The 11,066-nt window shown below is 49.4% G+C and carries 11 protein-coding genes; 1 reads left to right on the plus strand and 10 read right to left on the minus strand.

Translation table 11 applies throughout. From position 1 onward, the window contains the following. Positions 1–204: 204 nt before the first annotated feature. The 6 genes from AB1S50_RS17710 to AB1S50_RS17735 all read right to left on the minus strand — a co-directional run bounded on the left by AB1S50_RS17710 (position 205) and on the right by AB1S50_RS17735 (position 5,246). Positions 205–1,344, minus strand: a complete 1,140-nt coding sequence (locus tag AB1S50_RS17710; RefSeq protein ID WP_367152451.1) for a S41 family peptidase — start codon at positions 1,342–1,344, stop codon at positions 205–207. A gap of 191 nt (positions 1,345–1,535) precedes the next feature. Continuing rightward, positions 1,536–2,015, minus strand: a complete 480-nt coding sequence (locus tag AB1S50_RS17715; protein ID WP_367152453.1) for a hypothetical protein — start codon at positions 2,013–2,015, stop codon at positions 1,536–1,538. After that, entirely contained in the window at positions 1,949–2,218 is a 270-nt protein-coding gene (locus tag AB1S50_RS17720) for a hypothetical protein (protein WP_367152454.1), read from the minus strand. The genes AB1S50_RS17715 and AB1S50_RS17720 overlap by 67 nt, the downstream gene beginning before the upstream one ends. Before the next feature lie 236 nt (positions 2,219–2,454). Next, positions 2,455–3,075 (minus strand): thiamine biosynthesis protein ThiC, encoded by a 621-nt coding sequence (locus AB1S50_RS17725; protein WP_367152456.1) that lies wholly within the window; start codon positions 3,073–3,075, stop codon positions 2,455–2,457. Positions 3,076–3,219: 144 nt separating this feature from the next. Further along, a complete protein-coding gene (locus AB1S50_RS17730) occupies positions 3,220–3,753 on the minus strand; it encodes a P-loop NTPase family protein (protein WP_367152458.1) in 534 nt (177 codons plus the stop codon). A gap of 290 nt (positions 3,754–4,043) precedes the next feature. Then, positions 4,044–5,246, minus strand: a complete 1,203-nt coding sequence (locus tag AB1S50_RS17735; protein WP_367152459.1) for an acyltransferase family protein — start codon at positions 5,244–5,246, stop codon at positions 4,044–4,046. Between the two features lie 163 nt (positions 5,247–5,409). Between AB1S50_RS17735 and AB1S50_RS17740 the strand changes: the two genes are divergently transcribed. Beyond that, complete coding sequence (locus AB1S50_RS17740; protein ID WP_367152460.1) at positions 5,410–6,267, plus strand: LytR/AlgR family response regulator transcription factor; 858 nt, start codon at positions 5,410–5,412, stop codon at positions 6,265–6,267. Positions 6,268–6,695: 428 nt separating this feature from the next. On the opposite strand, the gene AB1S50_RS17745 is transcribed toward AB1S50_RS17740, so the two are convergent. The 4 genes from AB1S50_RS17745 to AB1S50_RS17760 all read right to left on the minus strand — a co-directional run bounded on the left by AB1S50_RS17745 (position 6,696) and on the right by AB1S50_RS17760 (position 10,401). Next, positions 6,696–7,289, minus strand: coding sequence for a class I SAM-dependent methyltransferase (locus AB1S50_RS17745; RefSeq protein ID WP_367152461.1), 594 nt, complete (start codon positions 7,287–7,289; stop codon positions 6,696–6,698). Positions 7,290–7,582: 293 nt separating this feature from the next. Next, a complete protein-coding gene (locus AB1S50_RS17750; protein ID WP_367152462.1) occupies positions 7,583–7,996 on the minus strand; it encodes a hypothetical protein in 414 nt (137 codons plus the stop codon). A 624-nt stretch (positions 7,997–8,620) separates the two neighbouring features. After that, a complete protein-coding gene (locus AB1S50_RS17755; RefSeq protein ID WP_367152463.1) occupies positions 8,621–9,619 on the minus strand; it encodes a hypothetical protein in 999 nt (332 codons plus the stop codon). Between the two features lie 17 nt (positions 9,620–9,636). Further along, the gene (locus tag AB1S50_RS17760) at positions 9,637–10,401 is read right to left on the minus strand and encodes a hypothetical protein (protein ID WP_367152465.1); all 765 of its coding nucleotides are present in this window, start codon (positions 10,399–10,401) and stop codon (positions 9,637–9,639) included. Positions 10,402–11,066 lie beyond the last annotated feature (665 nt).

Below are 11,066 nucleotides of genomic sequence, written 5' to 3' on the forward strand. Positions count from 1 at the left end.
AAATGAAGTAGAGCGTCTGTTTCGCCGCTTGAAAGGTTTCCGAAGAATATTTAGTCGATTTGATAAGTTGGATGTCGTTTTTAAGTTCTTCATCAACTTTTCATTGATCGCTGACCGGCTAATTAGTGTTAACAGGCCCTAGCTTCAACTCTCTTTCTGAGTCTCCGTACCAGCTACATTTTTCGAATCATCGCCTGACGCAGATCATTTAATGCTCTGAAGGGCCTCTTCGATTTCTTTTAGTTGCTCTTGGGTAACTTTGGAACTCTGTAATTCCTCCAGCGCTAACTTATAAGCCACACTGAAGGCACCGTCCTTGCTTGTCACAATATCAGGCTGAACACCAACACCTTCCCAATTTCTATTGGTAATAGGATTAACTGCTTTTGCTATTGGAATAGCTACTCTGAAGCTATCAGTGAGATCAAAAATTTTCCAAGGATTTGCGCCGCCCTTGGTCACCTCTCCAATAATAGTCGCACGCTTAAGAGCCTGTAAATTATATGCAAACTCTTCAGCAGCAGAAAATGTAGCTTTACTGGTCAAAACATAAACTGGCACCGCAGATTGAGCGCCATTTTCTATATCTGCGTAAGTCCAGAATTCAGTGGTAGAATCACTTTCTTTCCAATAAATAGAACTTAAATGCACCCGGCCTTCGAGTAAGTAGCTGCTAATTAGGCGAACCATATCAGCGCTACCGCCACGGTTATTCCTTAGATCAAAAATCAGCGCATCTGACTCCGAAACAAACTGCAAAGCTGTGTGTGCTCGAGACTCTGATTTAGCATTAACGTTATCGAAACCCCAAAAATCAATATAACCAATATTTCCTTCTAAGATTTCGACTTTTTTAAATCCAGAATGTTTCCTGTCAAGCTTTGAAAACCAGCCTTCATATACCAATTTGTCATCTTTGCGAGTGGGGTTACTCCATCTTACGCCAAAATGTTTGTCATGTTGTTGCAAAGTGAGATTCAATATTTCAGCAATTTTAGCTGGGTCTTCAAGCTCATTAAACTCCGCTTGCATCTGCACATCGGATAAAGACCTGGTAATTTCAGTAAGCTTTTCTTCCATCACGTAATTTTCAGATACCTTTTCAAGGAGAAGCTTTACCAACTGACTATGTTTAGCCTCACCAGCGCTTGTTATAGGGGCGATCAATAAGCATAAAACAAATGCGATTATTCTCATTCTAACCTCGATAAGTGATGTCTGTATCTGGCATATAATATTTATATGGTGGTCTCTACGACCACTTTGTCCGAGACCGTTATTTCTTTGCAGGCTTTTATAATAAATGCTCACAAAGCCTTTTGGGCATATTTGTGCTGTTTTCATTTTGGCAAACTGATCGCTTCGCCTCCTGTCCCGTTTCCAAGTGAGGTCTGTGACCCTGTATTTCTTTTATAGTTTCTGGTGATTTTGGATTCCGTGCCGAGATATCGGTCCCGGTGATCATTTTTCTGTAAAACTGGCGCAAAATACATTTTTTAACCAGCACTTTCGATCACAGCATCTTCTCCCCGAATCTATTCCATTATGTCGTCGAATTTTCTCTTCAAGGCGCCGGCCTGGTTGCCAGCTTCAGTGTAAGTGTTCGCGCTCTGCGGCGCCTGGCTTGTACCACTGCCGGCCGTCACGCCCAAATGCTTGTGGGTGGCCAGGTCCTCGGCGAGGGTTTTGACCACCCCGATCAAATCACTGAGCAGCTGCAGTACATTATCGGATTCATTGCCGAGCCAGATAGTGCCGCCGTCCTCCACCTTGATCACCTGTTTGAGTTTGGCGATCCGCTCGGCGATATTGCCCACATGCTCTTTCAGGTCCCGCGCGGCGGTGCTGTTGAGATCGCTGGCGGTGGTGAGGTCTAAGTTGTCCAGCGCGGAGAGGTTGGCGGCGCCGCCGCTCAGCAGGCGCAGAGCGCCCAATGCTTTAATTAATTTCAACCCGGCGATTTTTTCCAGCGAGTATTGACGCACCTGTTTGTGCTCGCTGTCGTAGTCGGCCATGTGTTCCGCTGCAGTGCCGTCTCGCGAATATCGCCGTGGGTGTCGCGGCTCCAGTGGCCGCTCGCGTCCACTTTTTGCCGCACCACTTCACTCTGCTGCCACAGGGATTCCTCGCGATCCAGCGCCGGCAGGCCCATATGGCGGCCCAGCAGCGTGCGCATACACGAATGGTCCGGTCGGCCCTGTTCGTCCAGCAGGGGCACATATCGGCCGGCGACGCTCAGGCGTTTGCAGTCACGCCTTTCTGTCCTCCACTGCCCCCGGTTTTGGGTATCCGGGCCCAGGGCGTCGTCGGTCCGTTTTAGGATCTGTCTACACTATTCAACCTGTCAACACTGAATGAAAAATTGATAAAAAATCCGAATGCTAGGTTCAATTTCTAAATCGGCAACAGTGCAGACAAATCATGGCTTTAAATTGTTTTTATCGGTAGTGAAGGTTAGGGGTGACTGAGCACTTCTTTGTCTTCAGGGGAAAGCTTCATCAAGCAGAGGGCCAGAAGCAAGGTCGCGAGCACACCCGAACCTCCAGCAACAGCGGAGGGTAAAAAAGTGTCACGTCCGAACACGATCAAAATCCCATTGGCGAACATGGCAAGAACACCAACCACTGCTGTCAAACCTCCCAAAGCCTTGGCACCACCAGTCAACTTGGCTATTCCGAAAATGAGCGCAGCAAAGCCCAGTAACAACTTTGCTGCGTAATAGATCATAAAAGACAAGGCTACGACCGCCCCCATCACAGGGCCAAGCGCTTCGAGTTGACTCGTGGCTTCGCGAAATGGTCCAAACATAGTAAGACCAATACTTACTTGCACTAGGTTGAATACCGCACTAAATGCGATGCAGGACCATCCAACTTGATAGCATTTGGCTTGCACCATCGCTGCTCCGGCGAACGCTACGAGAACAGTAAAGAGCAAGCCTTCCAATCCCCATATAAGCTGCCTTGAAAGGTTAACTTCCGTGATATAAAGAATGGTATAAAGCGCCTGCGTAACTGCCAGCACCAACAGTAGATAGGATGTGACTCGCACCGTTCGTGTATAATTAAAATCCATGCCTATATCCTCTGTAGTTTCTTTGGATAAATAGGAGGTATAAATACCTCGTTCTTGGAGCTTTAGTTTAAATTTGCTTTTGCATCGTCATGGCCTATGATTTAAATCGATATTTTGCAGTTCCCCTTAAAAATTGCGTTGAAATTAGTGGCTTCTGCTGTACCCTTGTCGTACACCCTGTGCGAATTTCCGGATTTCCGTAGGTGAAGTCAAATGATAAACCTGCCTAGTCATTGCAACTTCTTTTACCAACTGCCGGTATTGTGGCGTCAGGTGTCTATGGCACAGCCACAACACCTTATAGCTAGTCCAGCTGCCTCGCCATATGGGACTGTTTTCCGGCCAACCTTCCGGATTCCGGAACAACCCTTTGAACAGCCGTTTGGTCACCCAGAAACCGTGTATCCAAAGTGGCAGATCGATGTAGACTAAAGTGTCTGCTGCGGAGAAGCGCTCCCAGGCAGATGTCATACAGCCGAAACCGTCGATAATCCATTCAGGCTGATTCACCAGGCAGGCATGTGACTGCAGGTATTGCTGGTGCGGAACTTGGACGCCACCTGCGTGGTACTGGAGTTTGTCGATGGAATAGAGGGGCAAGCCCGTCGCTTCAGCCAGTTGCAAAGCCAAGGTCGACTTACCACCACCCGCATTCCCAAATAGGGCTACTCGATTCATTTTGCCTCCGACCGCTAATCACTCTGAAGGCAGAGATACAAAACCCGCCTCCAGGGCGGGTTTGTTGAAATCGTTTGCACTAAAACCCACCACCCCTAAGGGATGATGGTAATAATCTCGAAACGTCTAAGCGCAAATAGGTTGTTCATCCTCCGACTATTATGCAAAATCGTGCCTGTGTCAACTGGGATTACCAAGTTCCCTTAGGCACCGAGGATTACTGGAAAGCGCATTGCTTGAAATTTGCATCTCCACCCGTTGTCAGGCCCCGGATGCGAATCAGCAAAGGATCACTTATTACAATTCCAGGTTCCCTTAATCAGGCCAGTCACCGGGTTGGTTTTCACCGTCAGGGGTTTCAGGCCAAACACCAAACGCAGCAGTGGCACGCGACGAATAAGCAGTTCGTGCATAAATAAACATCCTGCGGCTGTAATTAATACAACCAGCAATGGTTCAAATACCGGCCCCAAGGACAGGCTACTCAACGTAAACACAGCTATCACCATGATGGTCTGGTGCAGCATATAGCAGGGATAAACTGCCTCATTGGCATAGGGGAGCCAGGAAAATGGCCTGTTCAGGTAGCGATAGGCGAAAGCCAGCACTGCCAATAGCCACAACCAGCGATTGGCGTAGACAATTAACAGGCCAATAAACGACTGTCCATAGAAACAGTTCTCCGGCAGAAACCTCCCGAAGTATAGGAACAGGCTATAGCTGAGTGCGGTTGAAACCACCAACGGAACACGTATCTGCGCCAGCAACTTCCACGGCGCCTGATGGCTAACCAACAGATAACCGAGGATGAAGAAGGTAAAGAACTGCGCGTGGGTATACCAGTCCCCGACCACTGCGTGGTTTATACCGCCAAAACGTGGAAATAGAAACAGGCCGTACAAGGTAAGCGGTAGCAGGGGCAGTATCACAAGTTGCCAGGCTTTGATTGCGGCAAGCTGGCTTTTCAGCTGCTTCTGACACGCCCCCAGCCACAGGGCAATAGGGATGGCGGCCAAGGTATAGCAAAGCAGGTAGGGCAGATACCACAGGTGGTTCCAGGTAATACCCACCTGACTGCCGGTAAAGCTGCCCGCTGGCCAGGGTTGAAACGTAAAATAGCGCCAAAGAAACCTGAAGTAGCCCGGCTCAATCGCGCCGTTGGCAAGCGCTTCGTAATAGGCCTGGGGCGGAATCACAAACAGCATGCCAAATAGCAGCGGAATCACCAGCTGGCGTAACCTTTGTAACAGAAATCCCCGGCTACCCAATTTGTACAACAGGAAATAAGTGGCCGCACCCGAGATCAGAAAGAGCAGCGGCATACGCCACTGGTTTACTGCCAGCATCAACAATTGAAGGATCTCGCTCTGGTGGCTGCTTTTTACATGCCAGCCCCAATCAGCCACATAGGCCATACCCAGGTGGTACAGGATCAACAGGCCAAAGGCCAGCACACGCAGACTGTCTATATCGTGGCGTCGCTCTTTAGTCATATATATGGTTTCCCTGATTTTGCTTTGCCGCTATGCTCAGCTTCGCGCCTCCCCCCCTGCCACTATAGAGGGATGACCGGCACCGCCCCTGGTGCCAGTGGTGGTATTCAGGGATGAATGAAGGGAAAACTGAGCCGGAATTTGGGTTGGGAGTGGGATATAGATGGTGGTAGAGAAGTACCTTGCCAGTAAACGACAGTTGGAAGTGGGGCTCTGGGCACTGTTTTTTTCAGTGCAGTGGCTGGCTCAGTTTGCTGTGGTCTCCCTGGAGCAACGCAGTGGGGGCCAGGACTTTCAATCCTGGGAACCACTGGTTTGGGAGGGCACCAGTCTCCTGATGGCGGCCATATTGTTGCCATTGATTCTGGCCTGGGATCATCAATTTCCCCTGCACAAGGGCGTAATTGGGCGTAACCTCACCATCCACCTGCTACTGACCCTGCCCTGGTCGCTGCTCCATGTCGTCGGCATGGTAGCCATGCGCACTGTAATCTACCATCTGGAGGGTGGGTCCTACGATTTTGGCAACTGGTCGCTGGAATTCCTCTACGAATACCTGAAAGACTTCCGTACCTATGGCATCCTGCTCAGCATCATATACCTGTACCGTTTTCTATTGGTACATCTCCAGGGGAAGGCCCAGTTGCCGGAACATCCGGCTGGAGAAACACCATTGCAGTCGGTCGAGTCTCCCGATCGACTTCTGATTAAGAAATTGGGCAAGGAATTTTTGGTCAATGTGCCGCAGATCGAATGGGTTGAAGCCGCCGGCAATTATATGAACCTGCACCTGGACGGCAGGGTATATCCGCTGCGGGATACCATGGCAAAGCTGTTAGAACGCCTGGAGCCAAATGGATTTGCGCGGGTACATCGCTCCTATATTGTGCGGCTGGATTTTATAGCGGAGATTGAACCACTGGAAAGTGGTGACGCGCGCATTCACCTGGAAAATGGCCGACAGATACCTATGAGCCGACGCTACCGCGATCAACTCAGGTCTCAACTGACCCCCAGCTAAAGGCTTGGCTTTGGTTACATCAAATCTCTTCGAGGTTCCAGGTAGTCCAAATTTGCCGCGGTAATCAGCTAAATCGGTAGGTTATCAATCGATGACTCCTGCCTTATCCCAAAGCAATTCCCCTATACCAGTAGAGATTCGATATTTTTCCTTTTCCGACAAGTTTGTTATAATTCTGCCGATCGGCTGCCTGTTTGACTACACTCCCCTAATACTAAACTTTACTGTCAAATTATTGCTTCCCGGCAGTCTGAAATAAGCAATTCCAGTGGCGGTATAGTAGGGCTGCCGGGTCTATTATTTTACAAAGCGTGGCCACAACTATAGCAATCGATTGGTACCGGCTTCTCTATGCAATTTCGTCTTTTCTGGATGCCCAACGGTAAAACGCTGTTGTAACGATTTTTTCACCAGGGCTTCATGCTTGCCTACGGTTTTTTAGCATGGAAGTAGTAGTTCTCTCCCTCATCAGTATAGTTTTTCACCAGAATCAAGCCCGCCTCGGAAAATAATTCGAGATAGGCGTCTTTTCCCAGTGAAAGGGACTCAAGTCTCGTCCAATTATCCTCCCACCTACATATTTGATAAGGGGATGTAAACAGAAAATGGCCACCGGATTTTAATGTGGAAGTCACTTTGAGAATCAATTGTCGTTGTGCAGCGGCGGACAACAGGAATACAAGTCCGATAGCCACTACGCCGTCAAAACATCTGTCAAAAAATGACGAAGTCTCAACGGACTCGCATACTACACTCATCTGCGGAAAACGCCGTTTAAATTCAGCTGCCAATGTAGGCGAGGCATCCACGCCATAGACTTTGTGGCCTGCTTCCACCAATGCCGTGGAAACTGGCACCCCTGCCCCGCAACCGAGATCAAGTACCTCGGCACCGTTTGACAAATTTTGTGCCCAGGTTTGAATCACTTCAACGCCGGTAGAGGAATGCTCTCTTAGGGCAATAAGTTCACTTGCGACTGCTTCCCAACCGTTAGACATATCGTGCGGAGCTGGGGAAGCCATCAATGCACTCTCCTTCTCTATCCAGGTAAAAAATTTTCACAAAGGCCTAAATTTCAGTACAAAATTTGCACACATTTTAGTGCTTGAACTTTAACCTTGCACCTTCTAATTAGCTACACAAGAAAATCAGCATTAAAGCAAACACGAGTTCTTAATCAAGCTCAAAGGGCAACTGCTTCGAAAAAGCAGTTGCCCGCCTGGCACATACCTTATTTACCAGAATGTCTGGATTCCCTAGCTTGGATTTCAGACATCTATACCAAACTTGTCTACTTAATAACTCCTATAGATTTTTAACCATTTGTTGGCTGGGCACAGAGGCACATGAAATATTCACTGCGTTCCACCCATCCGGCCCGGTGGGCCACATGGCAGATTGGCTCATCGTCAAACTGGTTGCCATAGATCCAGTGTGAGGACGGGTCATTGATAGCTTCTACAATAATATTGACGTCCCTTGTGATTTTACAAACCGCCGCTTGTTCGCTGTCCGGATCCACGATGTTGCTTTTTTCCCTTTCCGACGGCGCAGCAACCCATATTTCGCAGGTTCTCGCACAGGTAAGTGGGCCTGACCCACGGAAAAAATTTGGATACCAGCCGGCTTTATATAGATTCATGGACAAGTCCTGGATCGGATCAGCAGTGCTCACTGCAGAGAATCCAGCCAAAACCGAAAACAAACAGAGACGGATGATAGTTTTCATATACGAATTTCCTTTTTTATAGTATTTGCAACTTCCAACAGCAATCTAACCTTACTTGAAATTCCAGCCGGCACGCAATAACAATTTTGTGAACTCTTGATGTATTATTCAGGTTATATAGGTTTTGTGCAGTGATTAGATAATTTTCTCGGAATATATATTTTCGAAATATTTTTATTATTTTGTCGATGCTATGAAGCCTCTCACTAATAACTTGTCTTACTCAGGCTTCTCAACTGTATGGTATTTAGCAAAAGGGCCCCACTGGGCGGACTACAGAGACTGGTTAACAAAATTATCCCTCAAATGTGGACTCTAAAGTGTCAAATCAAGTTTGTGACTGCTCGGTTTTTCGTGAGAGGGGCTGCAACTATGGGCCGCCCTTCCGCGCCTGGAAAAGTTGGGAAAGACTTGATCAGTAGCCTGCTAGTAAATTTAATCCGGCATTAACCGGATAATAAAGCAAGCTGTCAGGTTAATCGGTGGTGGACCGGGAGTAAAAGGCCCCCAGTTGTGGTTGCATCCAGCCCGCTTGGGTTTTGGCACAACACACTTTCACCAAGTCAGCAGCCTAAACCCGGAAAGGCGGTTACCCCGAACAGGGGAAGCTATATGCCAGGTGCGTTATTCGAGACTTATCATCAGCGCATGTAACACCTCGGCTTCCAATCCGGGCCTCGGCTTTTGGGAGAATCTCATGCGGGGGCCGACAAAGTCTGCCAGTTCCACTTCGCCTGCAGCCTCTGCTGCTTCAGCATAGTAATTTAAAACCTGTAAAGCCTCGCGGACCGCCGGAGAATTCCCATCCAGTTGACCGTGAGTTACCATTCGGCTGATTCCGAAGTGGAAGTTTCCGGCAATGATCAATTTGTGTGTATCCCGGGAAAACCGCGGCGCAATTGTCAGCAGATCCTGATTATTGGCTTCTATGGACATTAGCGGCACTGCCTGCTCCAGCACAGCCTGCGGCATTGCTTCCCGCATAGCGGGGTAATGGCCGGACCCCACATAGGCGGTGGTAATTCCGGGTTTTAATTCACTGCCGATATAGAACCCGGAAAGCTGTTGTCCCGCCCCGATCTTTGGACCATCCTCTCTCTTCTCCGCATCGTAGTTATACCAGCTTATAAAATACCCCGAGGTGCTCCATATCGCCATCTGCAGGGCTCTTACCTGACTTTCGGATTTGGCACTCTGCCATTGCCCCGGCGCCAGGACCTCATCATCCTGGCCCAAATTTGGCACGGGTATTTTTAAATTTGCGATGGCCTGCCGGGCACCTTTGGCGTTGCGGAGGGTGTAGCTATAGGCATAGCTGTTTTTCTTCACTTTCACCTTTGACGATATGGAAGCTTTCACCTGATTGCCGAGATTCAGTCGCTCCACACGCAATTCACCAGTGGCCTGTGTGCCCGGTTTGTCGAGTTCCCGCGGATAAACCAAAACCATCTGGCCGCTCCCGGGGTCCAAAAATACGTATTGACCGCTCAATCGCGGGGGTATCACACCATCTTCCGGCCAGATGGGCACAGCGCTCAACTGGGCAACTGTGTACAGTTGTTGTGCCAGTGCCAGGCCGGCGCTTACGCAAACCATAGCTACCACGCTGATAATATATTTCACTGTTGAATTCCTCCGGGTTAGGGCCATTGGCAATGAAAATGTTCATTGGTGGTGCCAACCGATTCGTGGAGGGCCCTGGTCGCCCCCTTTTCCAGGCATATTTCTCTGAAGCGAGCCTGGACACTGGGGATTTTTGGCACACTGTTGGGGCCGCCATTACCCCTTATGTCCACTGCCTTGCCCTGGCTGTGACTAAAATGCGGCCCCTGCCAGTTCCTGTTCAGGTCGAAGATACCAGCGAGGGGCAGGGCAATGTCATTAATGGCGATAACCGGGTATTGCGGGTACTCGGAGCGGTACTGGCTGGCTACTGCCTTAATACCGTTGACGGTAGGGGGGGTGCCAAAATGATTGATAGGGTGGGAGCTGGTTTGGCCGATCAGCACCCAGTTACTGCCGGAGGTAAGTTCCACCAGGTCCGGATAGCCTACGTAGATATCTGTCACGGAGCAGTAGTCTGCACACACGGCCAGCCATTCCACCTGCCCCACCTTGGTTGTTCGTATTGCGACCGGCAGGCCACAGCAACCGGTGTTACCTGAAAGGGGAATAACGGAACTGACCGGTGGAGCCGGGCTGTTGTGGTTGTGCTGATTCTGCACAAAGTAGACCCCGTTGGCGAGGGTGACATCACAGTCCGGGACCACTTCCCCGGTTTGCAGGTTGATACAATAAGCGGTGCCGAAATTCTCGCTGTTGGGCAGATAGAGAACCTGGGCAGCTGCCGTCGCACTGAACGAAAACAGCGTACACAGGACAAAATGTGAAACTATATTTTGCATAAGATATCGCATGAGTCTCCCCTATGGATAACCATAAAAGTTCACACGCTAATGCCAGGCGGGCGCCTGCTGATACGGATAGGGTTTGGCTCAGGCGTAGCTTGGCAGACGGTTCTATGTAGGTGGCAACTTCACGGGGGATTCGAGTTGCCGTTAAATGCTGCCTCTTGTGATTCACCCGGAACAAGCATCGAGTCGCAGGAGGATAATCCAATGGATCTTGTGTCATACAACAGCAAGACCGGACGAAGTGCTAGGGCCTGTTCACACTAACTGAGATAACCCTGCTGCTTCAGGTTTTGTGGCCTGCAAGGCAGGAATTGCGCAGTGTGGTGGGTCCACATAAGCAATTTCTAACACCGCAGGGTGCGAAACCAGGGGCAGCCCTTCGGGTTGTACCGGAAAAGGCGCCACTCTTCGTTGCTCGTCGCTCATTTGGAACAACCAAACCGCGCTCCTCTTGCCTCGATTGGCACCTTTTCTGTCACAACAGGGCCAACTCCGTTAGTGTGAACAGGCCCTAACAGGCTGTTGAAAAATCAGGGAATTCTTCAACAGCGCCACTTTCAGTTTTCAAAAATAGGATAAAACAAAGATATCCTATCGGTTTTGATGTTGGATTCTCGGTATCTTTGGGCCATTTCCGCCTCATCAGGCGGACCCTC

Source organism: Microbulbifer discodermiae (assembly GCF_040742695.1).
Classification (GTDB): domain Bacteria; phylum Pseudomonadota; class Gammaproteobacteria; order Pseudomonadales; family Cellvibrionaceae; genus Microbulbifer.

Excerpts from the sequence above, each read along its gene's own strand:
- AB1S50_RS17740 (WP_367152460.1), top strand. The coding sequence starts at position 5,410 with ATGGTGGTAGAGAAGTACCTTGCCAGTAAACGACAGTTGGAAGTGGGG.
- AB1S50_RS17750 (WP_367152462.1), bottom strand. The coding sequence starts at position 7,996 with ATGAAAACTATCATCCGTCTCTGTTTGTTTTCGGTTTTGGCTGGATTC.
- AB1S50_RS17760 (WP_367152465.1), bottom strand. The coding sequence starts at position 10,401 with ATGCAAAATATAGTTTCACATTTTGTCCTGTGTACGCTGTTTTCGTTC.
- AB1S50_RS17735 (WP_367152459.1), bottom strand. The coding sequence starts at position 5,246 with ATGACTAAAGAGCGACGCCACGATATAGACAGTCTGCGTGTGCTGGCC.
- AB1S50_RS17715 (WP_367152453.1), bottom strand. The coding sequence starts at position 2,015 with ATGGCCGACTACGACAGCGAGCACAAACAGGTGCGTCAATACTCGCTG.
- AB1S50_RS17745 (WP_367152461.1), bottom strand. The coding sequence starts at position 7,289 with ATGGCTTCCCCAGCTCCGCACGATATGTCTAACGGTTGGGAAGCAGTC.
- AB1S50_RS17710 (WP_367152451.1), bottom strand. The coding sequence starts at position 1,344 with ATGAAAACAGCACAAATATGCCCAAAAGGCTTTGTGAGCATTTATTAT.
- AB1S50_RS17730 (WP_367152458.1), bottom strand. The coding sequence starts at position 3,753 with ATGAATCGAGTAGCCCTATTTGGGAATGCGGGTGGTGGTAAGTCGACC.
- AB1S50_RS17725 (WP_367152456.1), bottom strand. The coding sequence starts at position 3,075 with ATGGATTTTAATTATACACGAACGGTGCGAGTCACATCCTATCTACTG.